19 protein-coding genes are annotated in these 16,292 nt (G+C 62.8%); 11 read left to right on the top strand and 8 right to left on the bottom strand.

Going from position 1 to position 16,292, the window contains the following annotated elements; genetic code table 11:
- Positions 1–545: 545 nt before the first annotated feature.
- From V1290_RS07075 to V1290_RS07060, 4 genes are all read right to left on the bottom strand, one after another.
- Positions 546–869, bottom strand: a complete 324-nt coding sequence (locus tag V1290_RS07075; RefSeq protein WP_334363710.1) for a copper-binding protein — start codon at positions 867–869, stop codon at positions 546–548.
- 161 nt (positions 870–1,030) lie between these two features.
- Complete coding sequence (locus V1290_RS07070; protein ID WP_334368955.1) at positions 1,031–2,011, bottom strand: GGDEF domain-containing protein; 981 nt, start codon at positions 2,009–2,011, stop codon at positions 1,031–1,033.
- A 220-nt stretch (positions 2,012–2,231) separates the two neighbouring features.
- Positions 2,232–2,987: a flagellar type III secretion system pore protein FliP gene (gene fliP, locus V1290_RS07065; protein WP_334363709.1), complete on the bottom strand. Its 756-nt coding sequence runs from the start codon at positions 2,985–2,987 to the stop codon at positions 2,232–2,234.
- On the bottom strand, positions 2,984–4,024 hold the full coding sequence (locus V1290_RS07060; RefSeq protein ID WP_334363708.1) for a flagellar biosynthetic protein FliO: 1,041 nt from the start codon (positions 4,022–4,024) through the stop codon (positions 2,984–2,986). Before V1290_RS07060 ends, fliP begins: the two co-directional genes overlap by 4 nt.
- A gap of 435 nt (positions 4,025–4,459) precedes the next feature.
- On the opposite strand from V1290_RS07060, the gene flgB reads away from it, so the two are divergent.
- From flgB to V1290_RS07005, 11 genes are all read left to right on the top strand, one after another.
- Positions 4,460–4,870, top strand: a complete 411-nt coding sequence (gene flgB / locus V1290_RS07055) for a flagellar basal body rod protein FlgB (protein ID WP_334363707.1) — start codon at positions 4,460–4,462, stop codon at positions 4,868–4,870.
- A gap of 26 nt (positions 4,871–4,896) precedes the next feature.
- Positions 4,897–5,322 carry a flagellar basal body rod protein FlgC gene (gene flgC / locus V1290_RS07050; RefSeq protein WP_028348649.1) on the top strand — a complete coding sequence of 142 codons (426 nt, stop codon included), beginning with the start codon at positions 4,897–4,899 and terminating at the stop codon, positions 5,320–5,322.
- 16 nt (positions 5,323–5,338) lie between these two features.
- Positions 5,339–5,650 carry a flagellar hook-basal body complex protein FliE gene (gene fliE / locus V1290_RS07045; RefSeq protein WP_028348650.1) on the top strand — a complete coding sequence of 104 codons (312 nt, stop codon included), beginning with the start codon at positions 5,339–5,341 and terminating at the stop codon, positions 5,648–5,650.
- A gap of 142 nt (positions 5,651–5,792) precedes the next feature.
- Positions 5,793–6,056, top strand: a complete 264-nt coding sequence (gene fliQ, locus V1290_RS07040; protein ID WP_057860162.1) for a flagellar biosynthesis protein FliQ — start codon at positions 5,793–5,795, stop codon at positions 6,054–6,056.
- A gap of 14 nt (positions 6,057–6,070) precedes the next feature.
- Entirely contained in the window at positions 6,071–6,841 is a 771-nt protein-coding gene (gene fliR / locus V1290_RS07035; protein WP_334363705.1) for a flagellar biosynthetic protein FliR, read from the top strand.
- 98 nt (positions 6,842–6,939) lie between these two features.
- Positions 6,940–8,013, top strand: coding sequence for a flagellar biosynthesis protein FlhB (flhB, locus tag V1290_RS07030; RefSeq protein ID WP_334363704.1), 1,074 nt, complete (start codon positions 6,940–6,942; stop codon positions 8,011–8,013).
- Between the two features lie 148 nt (positions 8,014–8,161).
- Positions 8,162–10,726, top strand: a complete 2,565-nt coding sequence (gene cckA / locus V1290_RS07025) for a cell cycle histidine kinase CckA (protein ID WP_334363703.1) — start codon at positions 8,162–8,164, stop codon at positions 10,724–10,726.
- Between the two features lie 144 nt (positions 10,727–10,870).
- Positions 10,871–11,875, top strand: coding sequence for a Tim44 domain-containing protein (locus V1290_RS07020; RefSeq protein WP_334363702.1), 1,005 nt, complete (start codon positions 10,871–10,873; stop codon positions 11,873–11,875).
- Between the two features lie 202 nt (positions 11,876–12,077).
- Positions 12,078–12,707, top strand: coding sequence for a lectin (locus tag V1290_RS07015; protein ID WP_334368954.1), 630 nt, complete (start codon positions 12,078–12,080; stop codon positions 12,705–12,707).
- 219 nt (positions 12,708–12,926) lie between these two features.
- Positions 12,927–13,202 carry a hypothetical protein gene (locus V1290_RS07010; RefSeq protein WP_334363701.1) on the top strand — a complete coding sequence of 92 codons (276 nt, stop codon included), beginning with the start codon at positions 12,927–12,929 and terminating at the stop codon, positions 13,200–13,202.
- Between the two features lie 250 nt (positions 13,203–13,452).
- Entirely contained in the window at positions 13,453–14,160 is a 708-nt protein-coding gene (locus V1290_RS07005) for a glutathione S-transferase (RefSeq protein ID WP_334363700.1), read from the top strand.
- 100 nt (positions 14,161–14,260) lie between these two features.
- Here the strand turns inward: V1290_RS07005 and V1290_RS07000 are convergent, their stop codons facing one another.
- From V1290_RS07000 to V1290_RS06985, 4 genes are all read right to left on the bottom strand, one after another.
- Positions 14,261–14,620: a GFA family protein gene (locus tag V1290_RS07000; protein WP_028348664.1), complete on the bottom strand. Its 360-nt coding sequence runs from the start codon at positions 14,618–14,620 to the stop codon at positions 14,261–14,263.
- 16 nt (positions 14,621–14,636) lie between these two features.
- Positions 14,637–15,311 carry a methyltransferase family protein gene (locus V1290_RS06995; RefSeq protein WP_057846825.1) on the bottom strand — a complete coding sequence of 225 codons (675 nt, stop codon included), beginning with the start codon at positions 15,309–15,311 and terminating at the stop codon, positions 14,637–14,639.
- A gap of 91 nt (positions 15,312–15,402) precedes the next feature.
- Positions 15,403–15,588: a hypothetical protein gene (locus V1290_RS06990; protein WP_334363698.1), complete on the bottom strand. Its 186-nt coding sequence runs from the start codon at positions 15,586–15,588 to the stop codon at positions 15,403–15,405.
- Between the two features lie 160 nt (positions 15,589–15,748).
- Positions 15,749–16,225, bottom strand: a complete 477-nt coding sequence (locus V1290_RS06985; protein WP_334363697.1) for a hypothetical protein — start codon at positions 16,223–16,225, stop codon at positions 15,749–15,751.
- Between the last annotated feature and the right edge of the window lie 67 nt (positions 16,226–16,292).

The raw sequence follows: 16,292 nt of genomic DNA, 5'->3' as shown, positions 1-16,292 counted from the left end.
CACTGCAGGGTGCAAACTCGCAACGCTGGCGCGTCACTCCACGGAAAGTCCACCGGACCGAGTCCGGCCGGATTGCGCATTTGTGAGGCGTGCAAAATGTCTTCCACCAACGGTCGCGAGACATCGATACGGGCAGCGCTGGCGGCTGTAGAGGCCGCGACGTCCCGTCCATCGCCCGCCGACAGATTTAATATTGATCGGGAAGGGCCGGCAAAACGCGCCGTCAAACTCTTGGCGCTGCAGCAACGATTCCAGAAGTTGAACGAGTATTGCGACGAGGCGGCCGCTGAAATTCGCGCTTCACTCGGGCGGTCGCCGCGCTAGCGGGTGATTTGCGGCAGATCAAGGCAACACCGGCCCGATTGCTTTGAGGTGCGTTTATGCCGAGCGGCTCCTTGATCCGGATGGGGCGGCTCAGGTGACGACGAGGCCCGGACTCCCCAAGCAAATGACGTTTCGAAGGAAACGTCATTTGCCTTAGGGTACTCCGGGCCTCGCTGTCCTTGATCGAAGCAATGCATCACAAAGTGGGATGCTGCTTCGCCTCACTTCTTCTCGATCTTGGTGACCGCGTCCGTCTTGTCGATTTTCGTGATGGTCTTGGTCCCTGGCGTGTCGTTCACTGCGAAGGTGACCCTGTCGCCGGCGTGCAGGGCGTTCAGCCGCGCGCCATCCTGGATCTTGAATTCTTCGGCTGCAGCGCCGGTATTCGCGCCGGTGGTGCCTTCAGGCATATCCTTGATGGTGATGGTGCCGCTGATCCGGTCTATTCTCGTCACCATTCCCGTACGCGGTTGCTGGGCAAGAGCCGACGTCCCCGCGATGCTGAGGGCCGCGGCGGCAGCCATAATCATCCCTGCGATCTTCATGGAATACTCCCGGCTGTAGGGCGTCCACGATAAGCCGGGATTGCGGCAATAGTTCCGCGCCGGAGCGGGATAGCGACTTTTTCTCCCGTACGAATTAAGGCAACTCTGCAAGCGACACAGGATGAAGGCGCGGTTCTGTTAAATCAGAACGGATAAAGCCTTTAGGCCGCGCCGGCCTCGGGCTCGAGCTCGGTTTCCGTTACCGTGCGGTTGCGGCCGAGTCGCTTGGCTTGATAAAGCCCGCGGTCGCAGCGCTCGATCATGGCTTCCGCGGATTCGGCGAGGCGGAATTGTGACACGCCTATCGATACCGTAATGCTGCCGATCTCCTTGCCCGTCGCACGGCGTGTCAGCTTCGCTTCGGCAATGCGCCGGCGAACGCGTTCGGCAACGGCCGTGCAAGCCTGCAGATCGGCGCCCGGCAGCACCGCGATCAACTCTTCGCCGCCGTAGCGGGCGGCGAGATCGACTTCGCGAACGCCTTCCTGCAAGACCTTGGCGACCAGCCGAAGCACCTGATCGCCGACCTGGTGGCCATAATCGTCGTTGAACTTCTTGAAGTGATCGATGTCGATCAGGAAGACGCTGAGCGGCTCGTCCTTTTCCATCGCTGCGATCTGGGCGAGGCGAAGGAATTCATCCATCGAGTGGCGGTTGGCCAGCCCGGTCAGCGCATCGGTGTTGGAGCGTTGCTCGGCCGCTTTGAGCGAGTCGCGGATGCTATCCAGTTCCTCCGACGTGGCGGCGAAATTCGCCTCCAGCTTGGCGGCCCGGGCCGTCGCCTTTGACAATTCATCAACCAGTTTTGCAATGATCGTCCGGGGATCGCCGGTACCAGCGGCCTCGGAAGACACTTCACCGAGCGCCTCGATGTGGCTGCGGTTGTCGGTGACGGCAGTGTTGAGGAATTGCTGCGCGGTCTCGATCAGCCCGCCCAATTGATCGGGAAGGTCGCCAAACGGATCGGCACCGGCCTGCGCCACATAGGTAACATAGAGTTCGTGGTTGGTTGCCGCGTCGAATTTGCGCTTGCCCGCAATCAGAATGTCGATGGTCTTTCGCAGCGCCAGCGAACTGCCCAGGGAATATTCGAACCAGACGGCGAAATTGGTGGGGGTGGGAGGGACCGACTGCTGCGACATCAACCGCATGGCCCGGTCGGCTATCGTCGTGGCGTATTCGACGTCCATGTCGCCGATCGGCTGGCCTGCCATTTCTAATCCGGTGATGCGTTTGGTAAGTCAGTTCCTGGCATCCATTGTGCACAAAGGAACTAATCTCACCTTAAATTCGCTGCGAAACTCCGCTGCAAATACGTAATCAATATTGACCTATTTGCCGCGGAACCGGCAGAAATCGCCGCTAACTCCCACCGTAGCTCTGCACCAGGCTTCCTGCCACCAGCGACCAGCCGTCCACCAGCACGAAAAAGATCAACTTAAACGGCAGCGACACCACGACCGGCGGCAGCATCATCATACCCATCGACATCAGCACGGATGCGACTACGAGATCGATGATCAGGAAGGGGAGGAACAGCAGGAAGCCAATCTCAAAGGCGCGTTTCAGTTCGGAGATCATGAAGGCCGGGACCAGAATCCGCAGCGACAGGTCTTCCGGCGTCGCCGGCGGCGGCTCGCCCGAGAGGTCCACGAACAGCTTCAGATCCTTTTCGCGGACATTCTTCTGCATGAAGCCGCGCAGCGGCACAGAGGCCTTTTGCAGCGCTTCCTCGACGCCGAGTTCGTTGGCGACCAGCGGCTTGATACCGTCGTCATAGGACCTCTGCAGGACGGGGCCCATCACGAAAGCGGTCAGGAACATTGCAAGCGCAATGATCACGGAGTTGGGCGGGGCGGTCGCGGTGCCCAGCGCCGTGCGCAGCAGCGACAGCACGACGACGATCCGTGTGAACGACGTCATCATGATCAGGATCGAGGGCGCGATCGACAGCACCGTCAACAGCGCGATCAACTGGATCGCGCGCTCGGTCACCCCGCCGCCGCCCTGGCCGAGATTGATGCTGATATCCTGCGCCAGCGCCGGATCGGCGAGCGATCCGGCGACGGTCAGGATTAGGAAAAATAAAACTCTACGCGGAGAAGTCGCCGGCCTCACGAAGGGTTCTTCGGACGGCCCAGCAATGACGCCATCTCGTCTTCGAGGTTCTCGAAGCCGCTCTTCTGCGGAGCGGGTGTGGGAGGAGCGGGGGGGTCGCTGCGGGAGGTACGGGCAGGCGGCGTTTCCGGCGCTACCGGCGGCGCCACCGGTTCGGCCGGCCGGCGCAGGGCGGCTTCCAGCCGCTGCGCCATCTCGGCGAGATTCTGGTCGGCGCTCGACGGCGCGGGGGGTGGAGGGGGCGGAGGCGGCGGCGCGGCGCGTTCGGGCGCTCGAACCGGCGCCTCGCGAACTGCAGGTACCTCGCGGACAGGCGGCGCCTCACGGCCTGTCGGTGCCTCGCGGACTGACGCTGCCTCACGGACCGTCGGTGCCTCGCGAGCTGGCGGCGCCTCACGGACCACCGGCGGTGCCTTGGGCAACTCACGCTGCGGCAACTCGCGCTGCGGCCGCGGCATTAGCGGTTCGTTGCGGGTCAGGCGCGGCGGAGCCGCTTCGGGACGACCGGTGATCGATTCCGGCGCAAAGCCCGTCAATGGATCGCTACGACGCTCCGGCGGCGGCGCGGGCCGGCGGAGATCGTCTGCGAAGGAGGGACGTGCGGGTCGCGGCGGCGGCTCCGGCATTTGCGGTTCGGCGTGGTGATCGAAGCCGTCGGTCGGTCGCAAATCGGCTCTCGCCGCTTCCTCGCTCCAGGCGGCATCGGGCAGCGGCGCGATCCGCGGCGGCTGCTCGCCGACCGCCGGGCGTGGCGCCATCTGATCGCGATTGGGCATTGCGCGCACGATGTTGGGTTCGACCACGATGTCGCTCGGACCGCCGATCATCAGGAGATGCTCGACATTGTCGCGCCGTACCAGCACGAGGCGCCGTCGGCCGTCCACGGCGGCGGCGTCGATCACGGCAAGCCGCGGCATCCGCCCGCGCTGGGTGTTGGCGCCGAGGCGGTTGTTGGCGAAGCGGCGGACCAGCCATGCGGCCACGCCGATCAGCGCCAGAACGGCGATGAATGCGAAGAGGAATGTCAGTGTCTGCATTCTTTAGTCCCCGGCCACGGGCCGTTCTCTTGCTGCTGGCTTCGACGAGTGCGGTCTTAGGTCTTCCGGTCCGAGCATGTTCCCTTTGGGAAAGCGGTTCCCGTTTGCGGGATCATGCCCTGAACGATCCGCAACCGGCGAATCATGCCCGAGATCGGCCTTATTTCTTAATCCCCACGGCGAACGCCGCCATCCGGGTTAATTAATAGACCAAGAATCGTTTGACCCAAAACGACTTCTGAGCGCCCCACGCCGGGTTGGTTGCTGCTGGTTAACGCAGTTTTCGTGGCGAAAATGCGCTCATTTCGTCGCTGTCAGCGGGCATTGGCCGACGTCCACGGCCGCCAGGCGCGATTTTAACCAGCCGTTAACCATACACCGGGCAAATTCTGCCTACCTCGCGGCGTCTGCCAGAGGTTAACGGGGAACGGCTCGATGGCCATCAACGATCTTCGGATCCTGTCGGCGCTGCGCACCAAGATGCAATGGCACCAGGAACGCCAACGGGTGCTCGCCGAAAACGTATCCAACGCCAACACCCCGAATTTCAGGCCGAGCGACCTGGTTGAGCCGAAATTCGACAACAAGGGCACCAATGTCGGCGGCGCGATGGGCTCGCTCGCCATGCTGCGCACCAGTGCCACCCATATCGGCGTCTCCGGCGGCCGCCAGAGCTTCAGGGGGGATGGCGGCAGGAGCGGCTTCTTGACCAAGCCTGCCGGCAACTCGGTCAATCTGGAAGACCAGATGATGAAGGTCTCGGCCAACCAGATGGATTACGCGGCCGCCACTTCGCTCTACAGCCGCAGCCTCGGCCTGCTCAAAACCGCCATCGGAAAGCGCTGACGCGGCGCGATTAGGAGAACCGGATCATGGCAGATGATGGAAGCGATTTCGCCCGCTCGATGAGCATCGCGACCTCCGGCCTGCGCGCACAGGCGGGGCGGATGCGGGTGATCTCGGAAAACATCGCCAATGCGGACTCCACCGCGCCATCGGCGGGCGGCGATCCCTATCGCCGCAAGGTTCCGACATTTTCCTCGGCGCTCGACCGCACGCTGGACGCCCGCGTGGTGACGCTCGGCAAGGTCAGGGCTGACCAGTCGGCGTTTCGCGTCAAGCACGAGCCGAGCAATCCGGCGGCGGATGCTGCGGGCAACGTCAAATATCCGAACGTCAATCCGCTGGTCGAAATGACCGACATGCGCGAGGCGCAGCGGTCCTATGAAGCCAACCTCAACATCATCAGCGCCACACGCCGCATGATTCAACGCACCCTCGATATCCTCAAGGCTTGAACAGGAACCATAGAAAATGGCTTCACCGACCGTTGCAGCAAACGCCTACGCCGCGCTTTCGCGCATCATGGAATCCGGCGGTGCCGAGAAGGGCGGCCAATCCACCGGCGGCCCGTCCTTCAGCGCGCTGCTCAAGGACGCGGTGGGAAGCGTGCTGGATGCCGGCAAGAAATCCGACGCCCAGACCATGGCGATGACCGCGGGCAAAGCCAATGTCATGGACGTGGTGACGGCGGTCGCCGAAACCGACGTCGCGGTCTCGACGCTGGTGTCAGTGCGCGACCGGGTCATCCAGTCCTACGAAGACATCATGAAGATGCCGATCTGACGTCCCCTGGGACGTCATCCCGGGGCGATAGTTTCGTCATTGTGAGCGTAGCGAAGCAATCCATCGAGCCACAGAAAGATGGATTGCTTCGTCGCTTCGCTCCTCGCAATGACGGTCGAAAGTTCGAACAAGGAAGCTTGCTATGACCGGTGCCGAAACCCTCGACGTGGCGCGCGATGCGATCTGGACCATCGTGGTGGTGTCGTCGCCCTTGATGGTGATTGGCCTGGTGGTCGGCGTCGTGGTGTCGCTGTTCCAGGCGCTGACGCAGATTCAGGAACAGACGCTGATCTTCGTGCCGAAGATCCTCGCAATCTTTGTCACGCTGCTGCTTGCCCTGCCGTTCATGGCCGATTCGCTGCACGGTCACATGATGCGGATATCGTCGCGAATCATAGGCGGTTGATGCATTGTGGATAAATGCGTGTCGACATATCGCTGCTGCCGGCCCTTGCCGCCACCTTCATGCTGGTGTTCGCCCGCGTGGGGGCCATGGTGATGCTGTTGCCGGGATTTGGCGAGAGCAATATCCCGGTGCGCATCAAGCTCGCGATCGCGTTGCTGTTGACACTGATCATCCTGCCGCTGCACCGCACCGCTTACCAGGTCGACCTGACCTCGATGACGGCGATCGGGGTGCTGCTGGTGCACGAGATCGCCATCGGCATCGTGCTCGGCGCCACGGCGCGCGTGACGCTGGCGGCGCTTGCGGTGGCAGGCTCGGTAATCGCCCAGCAGCTCGGCCTCGGCTTCGTCACCGCCGTCGATCCGACGCAAGGGCAGCAGGGCGTGCTGATCGGCAACTTCCTCTCCATTCTCGGCATGACGCTGCTGTTTGCCACCGACACCCATCACCTTGTCATCGCGGCGCTGAACGAGAGTTACCGGATCTTCTCGCCGGGCGAGCTGATGCCGAGCGGTGACGTGGCGGCGCTTGCCACGCGCGCCTTCGCGACCGCGTTCAAGATCGGCATACAGCTCTCCGCGCCGTTTCTGGTGTTCGGCCTCGTCTTCAATATCGGCCTCGGCGTGCTGGCGCGGCTGATGCCGGCGATGCAGGTCTATTTCGTCGGCGTGCCGCTGTCGATCATGGTGGGCTTTCTGATCTTCGCCCTCGTCCTCACCGGAATGATGGCGACTTATCTCAACTACTTCATCGGCGTGATGCACGAATTGACGCCGCTGAAATAGAGCATGATCCGGAAAAGTGGGTGCCGGTTTTCCCTCGCGACAAACGCGGAACGCGTTTGCGCGGAGATCATGCTCAAACAAAATGCTAGGATGCCACGATGGCCGACGATACCGACGACAAAACAGAAGACCCTACGCAAAAACGTCTCGACGATGCGCTTGCCAAGGGCGACGTTGCCAAGAGCCAGGAGGTCAACACCTGGTTCATCATCGCGGGCGGCACACTGATATTGTCGACGTTCGCGGGATCGATCGGCGGCGGCATTCTGATGCCGCTGCGTAACCTGATCGCCAATGCAGGCCAGCTTCGCGCCGACGGCGCGGCGCTGCTCGCGCTCGGCAACACGCTGGGTTACGCCGTGCTCGGCGCGATTGGCGTGCCGCTGCTGATGCTGGCCCTTGCCGCGATCGCCGGCAACATGATCCAGCACCGGCTGGTGTGGTCGTCGGAATCGCTCAAACCGAAGTTCAGTAAAGTATCGCCCGGCGCGGGGCTGAAACGCATCTTCGGCAAACAGGCGGTGGCGAACTTCGCCAAAGGGCTGTTCAAACTGATCGCGCTCGGCTCCGTCATGATGGCGGTGCTGTGGCCCGAGCGTCATCGGCTGGAATCGTTCCTGATGTTCGATCCTTCGGCGATCCTCGACGTTACCACCAACCTGACGCTGCAGTTGATGGGTGCGGTGGTGGCGATGCTGGCGGCCGTCGCGATCGCCGATTACTTCTTCCAGTACCGGCAATGGTACACGCGGCAGAAGATGTCGCTGCAGGAGATCAAGGACGAGTTCAAGCAGTCCGAAGGCGACCCCCACATCAAGGGCCGTATCAGGCAGTTGCGCGTGCAGCGGATGAAGAAGCGCATGATGGCCGCCGTTCCCAATGCCAGCGTGATCATCACCAACCCGACTCACTATTCGGTGGCGCTGTCCTACGATCGCGGCATGTCGGCGCCGGTTTGCGTCGCCAAGGGCGTCGATAACATCGCGTTCAAGATCCGGGAGATCGCCAAGAAGCACGACATACCGATCGTGGAGAATGTGCCGTTGGCGCGCGCGCTTTACGCCACCGTCGATATCGACGAGGAGATTCCGGTCGAGCACTATCACGCGGTGGCCGAGATCATCGGCTATGTCATGCGCCTCAAGAACGGGTTTGCTAACCGAGGAATGTGAGGGGAACCGCTGGAAAAACGCCTTGAAATGCCTTCAACCTGTCAAATAACCGCCTGATGGACTTGCGCTTGCGGGTCCGATTCAGGCACTCAGGAGCGGCGCGCGACCCCGCGCGTCACCTCCTTGCCGACGGGCAGTGCCTCTTCAGATGACCGCCGAAACCGACAGCCGTCCGCCCACCGAGCCCTTCGCGGCCCATGAGCCGGCACGGCGGGGCGGTAGCATCGTGCTGGTGTTGCTGGTGGCCGCCGGCATCGTCGCGGTGGCGGTGGCCCTGATGACCATCGGCCGTGCCCAGGCTCAGCCTTATATTCTCGGCGTGCTGGCACTTTTGGCCATGGTCGGCCTGTTCAATCTGTTCGCCTTTGCCGCCGGTATCATCCGCTTCACCGACCGCGGCGCCGACGATCCGGTAATGGGCCGCATCGCTGATCACGCCTATGACGGGCTGGCGGTGACCGACCCCAAAGGCCATGTGGTCTATTCCAACGCCGCCTATCTCGCGCTGACCGGAGCTGCCACCGCGCAGGACGTGCGGCCGGTCGAGCGCGTCTTCATCGGCAATCCCGACGTCTCCGAAGCCGTGTTCCGCCTGCTCAAGGCCGCCCGTGAAGGCAAGCGGCAGCAGGAGGAGGTCCGCATCGCCGGCTCTGACGGCGCGCAGGGCCGCTGGCTTCGGATGCGGGTTCGTCCGCTCGGCCAGAGCAAGCGCGAAGCAAAATACGCGGTGTGGTCGATCGCCGACATCACGCGGGACCGCGAGCGTCAGGAAGATGTGTTCCGGGAACTGCAGCACGCGATCGAATATCTCGATCATGCGCCATGCGGCTTCTTCTCGGTCGATCCGGCTGGCGACGTCATCTATGTCAACGCCACGCTGGCGAACTGGCTCGATTACGATCTCGCCGAGATTGGATCCGGCGGGTTGAAGCTTAACGATATCGTCTCCGGCGATGGCGCCTCGCTCCTGACCTCGATCGTGGCGGTACCCGGCGAGGTCAAAACCGAAGTGTTCGACATCGACCTGCGCATGCGCGGCGGCAAGACAATGCCGGTGCGGCTCTACCACAAGCTCGCCTTCGGCGCCGACGGCTCGCCGGGTTCGTCGCGCACGCTCGTGATCAGCCGCACGCGCGACGAGCATTCCGACCCCGAACGTGCCGCCGAAGTCCGCTTCATGCGGTTCTTCGACCATACGCCGATGGCGATTGCGACGGTGGACCGCGGCGGCACGGTGGTGCGCGCCAACGCCCGCTTTGCCAAGCTCGCGCAAAGCCTGAGCTCGGACGGCGCGGCCAACAAGTCGATCTTCCGCACGGTAAATGCGCGCGACCGCAGCCTTCTGATCTCGGCGATCAACCAGGCGGCCGAAGGGCAGGGCGACATCGCGCCGGTGGAAGTCATGCTCGACGGCGCCAAGGAGCGCTGGGGGCAGTTCTTCGTTACCGCCGTCGAGGAGGACGAGCGCGACACCGAAGCGGCCATCGTCTATCTGCTCGAGACCACCGAGCGGCGCACGCTGGAAAACCAGATCAATCAGTCGCAGAAGATGGACATGGTCGGCCAGCTCGCCGGCGGCATCGCGCACGACTTCAACAACGTGCTGTCAGCCATCATGATGGCGAACGATTTCCTCTTGAACGCGCATAAGCCGACCGATCCGTCGTTCCAGGACATCATGCAGATCAAGCAGAACGCGACCCGCGCGGCGACGCTGGTGCGGCAGCTGCTCGCGTTCTCGCGCCGCCAGACGTTGCGGCCGCAGGTGCTCGACCTCGGTGATGCGCTTTCCGACCTCACCATGCTGCTGCGCCGCCTGATCGGCGAGAAGGTCAAGCTCGACCTCGTGCACGGCCGCGATCTCTGGCCGGTCAAGGTCGACGTCTCGCAGTTCGAACAGGTGGTCGTCAATCTTGCGGTCAATGCGCGCGATGCGATGCCCGATGGCGGCAAACTGACGGTGAGGACCGCCAACGTGACGGTGGACGAAGCCGCGCAGCTTTCGCACAAGGGCATGCCGGCCGCTGATTACGTGCGGATCGACATTTCCGATACCGGCACCGGTATCCCGGCCGACATCGTCGACAAGATCTTCGAGCCGTTCTTCTCGACCAAGGAGGTCGGCAAGGGCACCGGGCTCGGTCTCTCCACGGTGTACGGCATCGTCAAGCAGACCGGTGGCTTCGTCTATGTCGACTCCACGCCCGGCGAAGGTACCACGTTCCGCATCTTCCTGCCGCGTCATCGGCCCGAGCTGGAAGCGCAGCCGGAGGCGCCCGCCGCCAATGGCGCGGCCAGGGAAGGGGCGGCCGGGCTGCCGAAGCCGCGGCCCGACCTGACCGGGCAGGGCACTATCCTGCTGGTGGAAGACGAGGACGGCTTGCGGTCGTTGAATGCGCGCGGTCTGCGTTCGCGCGGCTATAGTGTGATCGAGGCCTCCAACGGCATCGAGGCGATGGAGGCGCTGGACGAAAAGGACGGTGCGGTGGACCTCGTCGTTTCCGACGTGGTGATGCCGGAAATGGACGGTCCGACGCTGCTGCGCGAAATGCGCAAGCGCAATCCGAATTTGAAGATCATCTTCGTCTCAGGTTACGCTGAAGAGGCTTTCGACAAGAGCTTGCCGGAGAACGAACAATTCGCCTTCCTGCCGAAGCCGTTTGCGCTCTCCGCGCTGGTCGAGAAGGTCAAGCAGACGATGACGGCCTCATAAAATCCGCGCCGAAAGCCTGCTGCATATGGTGAATGCCGAGTTTACGGCCAAATCGTCACATCCCCGCGACTGAGGGCCGCAGCCGCCGTTCCCGATATTTGCTTCACTTTTGGCTGGCTCTGCCCATCTTAGGGGCACTTCCCCATGGAGGGGAATGAGGAAAAAGACATGAATTTCACGCAGACTGCGCGCGGAATTGTACGGGCGATGGCCATCGTCCTGTCGGTGGCGGTTCCATTGGCGATCACAATCGAAGCGGCTGACGCCCGCGTTGGCGGCGGCGGCAGCTCCGGTTCGCGGGGATCGCGGACCTATTCGGCGCCCCCGAGCACGACCACCGCTCCGGGCACGGCGCAACCCATGAACCGCACCTTTACGCAGCCAGGCACCCCTGCAGCGGGCGCGCCGGCCACGGCTAACAAGGGTGGCTTCTTCAACCGGCCCGGCATGGGCATGCTCGGCGGCCTTGCCGCCGGCTTCCTCGGCGCCGGCCTGCTCGGCATGCTGTTCGGTGGCGGATTGTTCTCCGGCCTCGGCGGCCTGTCCTCGATCATCGGCCTGCTGCTGCAGATCGCGCTGATCGTGATCGTGGTGCGTCTGGCCATGTTGTGGTGGCAGCGCCGCAATGCGCCGGCCTCCGCCTATGCCAACGCGCCTGCCGCCAGTGGGCCTGCTGAAGGCCCCGGTGCCCAGACCAGCTTCCGCTCCGGACTGGGTGGCTTTGGGCTGGGTTCGAGCCAGCCGGCGCTGGAAATCCAGCCGGCCGACTATGAAGCGTTCGAGCGGCTGCTTGGCGAGGTTCAGGCCGCCTGGTCGAACGAGGATGTCGCCAAACTGCATACGCTGGCGACGCCGGAGATGGTGTCCTACTTCTCCAAGGATCTCGAGGAGAACAAGGCCCGCAACGACGTCAACAAGGTGTCCGACGTCAAGCTCTTGCAGGGTGACCTCGCGGAAGCCTGGCGCGAAGGCGAAACCGACTACGCTAGCGTGGCGATGCGGTTCTCGCTGGTCGACAAGACCCTTGAGCGCACCACCGGCCGTTTGGTCGCGGGCAGCGAAACCCCGATCGAGGCCACCGAAGTCTGGACCTTCGCCCGCCGCCGCGGCGGCGACTGGGAACTCTCGGCGATCCAGCAGACGAACTGATCGCCTGCATCAACACGAAGAAGGCGCTGCGGTTTGTTCCGCAGCGCCTTTTTCTTTGCGGGAATGCATGCTCCATTTCGGGCTTCCCCTGCCGGAATAATGATTGCGGCCGCGTGTTGATGAGACACGGCCCACAACAGGGAGGTCTTCAATGAACAGCTTCGCCCGGATCATCTCGCCGGCGTGCTTCGCCCTCGCCGCCATGTCGATTCTCGCAAGCGAGCCTGCGCATGCGCAATCCGCCAATACCAGCTTCTTCGTGACCAGCAACGGCATCGGCAATGGCGGCAATCTCGGCGGTCTTGCCGGCGCCGACAATCATTGCCAGACGCTGGCGCAGGCCGCCGGTGCCGGAGGCAAAACCTGGCGCGCCTATCTCTCAACGCAAGGCGCCGACGGGGCGCCCGCGGTGAACGCCCGCGACCGTATCGGCAAGGGGCCGTGGCAGAACGCCAAGGGTGCCGTGGTTGCCAAGGATGTCGCCGAACTACACGGCGCCAACGGCCTCACCAAGCAGACCGCCTTGAGCGAGAAGGGCGAGGTCATCAATGGCCGCGGCGATACGCCCAATCGCCACGACGTGCTGACGGGATCGCAGCCGGACGGCACTGCGTTTACCGCCGGCGAAGATCGCACCTGCAGGAACTGGACGAGTTCGACGCAAGGCGCCGCAATGGTCGGACATTCCGATCGCGTGGGACTGCGCGACGACGACGCCTCGAAATCCTGGAATTCGTCGCATCCCTCGCGCGGGTCCGACGGCGGCTGTTCGCAGGCCGACCTGAAGAGCACCGGCGGCGACGGGCTGTTCTATTGCTTCGCGGCGAATTGACGGGCGGCGGTTTGCGCTCGCGCGGCGAGTGACACAAGCAGGATCGACCAATCGAGTCCTTCGCACGAAGGTTACGTCCAATGACAGTTCCGCAACATCGGTGCCCTCTCGATGTCGCGGAACTTGTTCAGGCTATTTTCTTGCTCGTGCAATCCGGCTGTCGATCGCGGAACTGCTGAGTGTTTGGCGAGTTGCCAATCGGCATTCGGAGGCCCTGCAATGAAACGGGTCCTTGTCGCGTTGGCTTTTACCGTCTTGGCAACGCCGCTGGCGCTGGCCGGCAACACATCGTCGAACTCCAGCTCTAACTCGTCGAATGGCGTGCACACCCGCGTCGATACAATCACTACCGACGACGGCCGCGGACGGACATTTTATCAGCGGCGCAGCGTCCGCATCGACGCTGATCGCGGACGACCGACATACAAGCGCTACGGCGTTCGCGAAGGCTACGGCCCTATGCGCCGCTGGCACCGTGACGATGATGATGATTGAAGCCATTTGCGGCCGATCCGGTACCTGACGAGGAGGGCGTAGCTCGGGTCGACAAATTTCCCGGGCGCTCGGCGCTGAAGCCCGTCAATTCTAGAGTTTGTCGATCAAAGCCGCCCTAGAGGCGGCTTTTTCTATTTGCGCGGCTTTCGGAAGCTTTCCGGTCCAGTCCAGTTCCGCAGTGTCTGGCGTGACGAACGAATGGCGGCATGATTTGTTTGGCCTGTCAGTCCGGATCCAGGAGGCGCCTTCGATGCATTACGAGCTTTATTACTGGCCGACCATTCAGGGCCGCGGCGAGTATGTGCGTCTCGCGCTGGAAGAGGCGGGCGCCCGTTATACCGACGTGGCGCGCCACGGCAACGGCATGGCGGCGATGACGCGCATGATGGAAGTCGGGAAGGGAACGCCGCCCTTCGCGCCGCCGTTCCTGAAAGCCGGGAAGCTCGTGATCGGGCAGACGGCCAACATCCTGCTCTATCTCGGATCACGGCATGGGCTGGCGCCGAAGGCGGAAGCCGGCAGATTATGGGTGCACCAACTACAGCTCACGATTGCGGATCTGGTGCTGGAAGTTCACGACACCCATCATCCGCTCGGTCCCTCGCTCTACTACGAGGAGCAGAAGGTCCCGGCGAAGAAACGCACCGATGAATTCTGGAGCGCGCGCGTGCCGAAATATCTCGGCTATTTCGAAGATCTGCTGCAGGCCAATGGCGGGACATATATCACCGGCCGCCGCCTGACCTATGTCGACCTGTCGCTGTTTCAGATCGTCGAAGGCCTGCGCTATGCATTTCCAAAACGGATGAAGGCCTTCGAGAGCGAAATTCCTTGTCTCGTCGAACTGCGCGACCGCGTCGCGGTCCGGCCGAACATCAAGGCGTATCTGGCGAGCGATCGAAGGATTGCATTCAACGAGGACGGTATTTTCCGGAGATACAAGGTGCTGGATACTTGATGCTGTCATTCCGGGATGGTGCGCTAGCACCAGACCTCAGGCGCGCAATTGCGCACCGTAGTTTGATGCGACGCATAGCCCCGGAATGACCGCACCGCCGTCACATGTTCCTCCCATCCACCGGCGTCATCTTCAACTTCGACAGTTCGATGCCGTCGAAGCAGCTCACATTGACCGCCACCACGTCGGTGCCGTCGGGCTTCTTGCCGCGTGCGAAGACGTCGACGCCGCAATCGACGCAGAGCTGGTGGTGGATCGCGTGCTTGTTGAAGAGGTACTCTTTCAGATTTTCCTCGCCGGCGCGGAGATGAAAACTCTTCGGGTCGAGGAAGGTGAAATGCAGCCCCTTCTTGGTGCAGATCGAGCAGTTGCAAGCGGTCACCATCGCCAGATCGGTGGTGCATTCGAAGCGTACCTGCCCGCAATGGCATCCGCCGGTATAGGTTTTGCTGTCGGGCATCTCTCCGTCATCCTTCTCACCAAATTCCAGGCACCAGACGATAGCGCACGCGGGCGGCGTAGTCAGCATAGCCCGGGAGCCCTTCGACCAATGCGCGTTCCTCGATGCGGGCGCGAATGGCGAACAGTACGGCGAATACCGGTGCGAACGCCACACCCCACCACGATCCGAGGAGCAACGGTATTCCGATGAAGTACAGCATGACGGCGCTGTACATGGGATGGCGGATGAAGGCGTAGGGCCCGCTCGAGATCACGCGTTGGTGGCGCGCGGCCTGCACTTTCACGACCGGAGCGGCGAACGAGTTTTCGCGGAACACCCACATGATGAACGCGATCGAGAGTAAAAACATCGCAAGGCCGAGCGCCTGCAGCAGCAGCGGAACATCGGAGGCATCGGCCCGCCGGTCGAGGCCGATCGCGACGAGCCACATCAGCAGCGCCGCGACAAATACCAGCATGAATATCTTGTCGGCGGTGGGCTGGTCGGCCTGAAATTTCGGCCGCATGCGCTCGGCGAGCAGCGCGGGATCGGTCTTGGCAAGCCACAATCCGCAGGCAGGCCCGAGGATCGCACTGACGATCAACATCACCCACGCCCCCGGCCAGTCCAGCGAACCGGCCGCGGCGAACAATAGCGCGCCCATGCCGACGACGACGATGGTGTTCTGCAGCAGAAGTTTTGCGATCATGCGCGGGCTCCATTGGCCCCACGCGCAACAGGATCGCGCATTTTTTCGGCAAACTTGCGGCGCTGGGTTGCCGCGGGCAGGCCGCCTGCCGTCAAGCCAGTTGGTCGATTCGCGTTCCCTGACCCGGCGGTAGGGGAGCGACCAGTGTCGGCCGCGGCGTGCGGGTGCCGTCGGCGGCAGCGCCGTTCTGCACGTCGGGGGTCTTGTCGGGAGCCTTGAACACGGGGACTTCGGGCGCTTTGACCACCACCGTTGCGGGGACAGCAGAGACATTCATCGGAAGCATCCTATTGGTTGCCTCCCACACTGGCCGGGTTGAAACGAACGGTTGGTGAATCCGGCCCGGCAATCCCGCGCCAATGCCGTCAATCCCGTTCAATGGTGAACAGACGCCTCGCGGAATCGTTAGAATGCGACGGATCGGGAGTGGCTTGGGCCTATTCGTCCTTGCCGCGGGTCACCACGATCGAGGCTTCGGTCTTGGTGCGCGTGCATTCCATGTTGAGCCGGCGGAAGCGCATGGAAACCTTGTCGCCGCGCAGGATGCCCATGCGCTTGATGCAGCGCGAGGAGCCGGTCGCAACGTCGGGCTTCGGAATCGTGAAAATGATGGCGCCGGCCGAGGCGACCAGTTCGAAGAATTGTGGCTTCGGCTTGCGGTCCGTCTTGGCATAGAGCTCGTTGGAGTAATTGCGGCCGCGGCAGCCGAGCGACAGCTCTTTCGCCGCCGGATGCGTCAGATAGATCATGTTGCCGGTATTGACGCTGATCTTGAGGCCGTCGATCTGGTTCTTCAATTCCTTGGCGATATCGTCGCAGCGGTCGGCGTGTGCCGGCGATGCAGCGGCCGTGGCGACCAGCGCCAGCGTGGCGGCAAGCAAGGTCGATCGGCGAAATTGTGGTCCCAAAGCCATTATGAATGCCCCCATGCACCATTGAAGCCCGGATTTCCTGCAAGGAGCGCGGGCGGAAGTCAATCCG

The organism is Bradyrhizobium sp. AZCC 1578, assembly GCF_036924675.1.
Lineage (GTDB): Bacteria > Pseudomonadota > Alphaproteobacteria > Rhizobiales > Xanthobacteraceae > Bradyrhizobium.
Note: the sequence above shows the minus strand (reverse complement) of the source record. Positions and strands in the feature narration are given on the sequence as shown.

Coding starts and splice junctions, on each gene's coding strand:
- V1290_RS07075 (WP_334363710.1), bottom strand. CDS start 869: ATGAAGATCGCAGGGATGATTATGGCTGCCGCCGCGGCCCTCAGCATC.
- V1290_RS07070 (WP_334368955.1), bottom strand. CDS start 2,011: ATGTCGCAGCAGTCGGTCCCTCCCACCCCCACCAATTTCGCCGTCTGG.
- V1290_RS07060 (WP_334363708.1), bottom strand. CDS start 4,024: ATGCAGACACTGACATTCCTCTTCGCATTCATCGCCGTTCTGGCGCTG.
- flgB (WP_334363707.1), top strand. CDS start 4,460: ATGGCCATCAACGATCTTCGGATCCTGTCGGCGCTGCGCACCAAGATG.
- flgC (WP_028348649.1), top strand. CDS start 4,897: ATGGCAGATGATGGAAGCGATTTCGCCCGCTCGATGAGCATCGCGACC.
- fliE (WP_028348650.1), top strand. CDS start 5,339: ATGGCTTCACCGACCGTTGCAGCAAACGCCTACGCCGCGCTTTCGCGC.
- fliQ (WP_057860162.1), top strand. CDS start 5,793: ATGACCGGTGCCGAAACCCTCGACGTGGCGCGCGATGCGATCTGGACC.
- fliR (WP_334363705.1), top strand. CDS start 6,071: ATGCGTGTCGACATATCGCTGCTGCCGGCCCTTGCCGCCACCTTCATG.
- flhB (WP_334363704.1), top strand. CDS start 6,940: ATGGCCGACGATACCGACGACAAAACAGAAGACCCTACGCAAAAACGT.
- cckA (WP_334363703.1), top strand. CDS start 8,162: ATGACCGCCGAAACCGACAGCCGTCCGCCCACCGAGCCCTTCGCGGCC.
- V1290_RS07020 (WP_334363702.1), top strand. CDS start 10,871: ATGGAGGGGAATGAGGAAAAAGACATGAATTTCACGCAGACTGCGCGC.
- V1290_RS07015 (WP_334368954.1), top strand. CDS start 12,078: ATGTCGATTCTCGCAAGCGAGCCTGCGCATGCGCAATCCGCCAATACC.
- V1290_RS07010 (WP_334363701.1), top strand. CDS start 12,927: ATGAAACGGGTCCTTGTCGCGTTGGCTTTTACCGTCTTGGCAACGCCG.
- V1290_RS07005 (WP_334363700.1), top strand. CDS start 13,453: ATGCATTACGAGCTTTATTACTGGCCGACCATTCAGGGCCGCGGCGAG.
- V1290_RS07000 (WP_028348664.1), bottom strand. CDS start 14,620: ATGCCCGACAGCAAAACCTATACCGGCGGATGCCATTGCGGGCAGGTA.
- V1290_RS06995 (WP_057846825.1), bottom strand. CDS start 15,311: ATGATCGCAAAACTTCTGCTGCAGAACACCATCGTCGTCGTCGGCATG.
- V1290_RS06990 (WP_334363698.1), bottom strand. CDS start 15,588: ATGAATGTCTCTGCTGTCCCCGCAACGGTGGTGGTCAAAGCGCCCGAA.
- V1290_RS06985 (WP_334363697.1), bottom strand. CDS start 16,225: ATGGCTTTGGGACCACAATTTCGCCGATCGACCTTGCTTGCCGCCACG.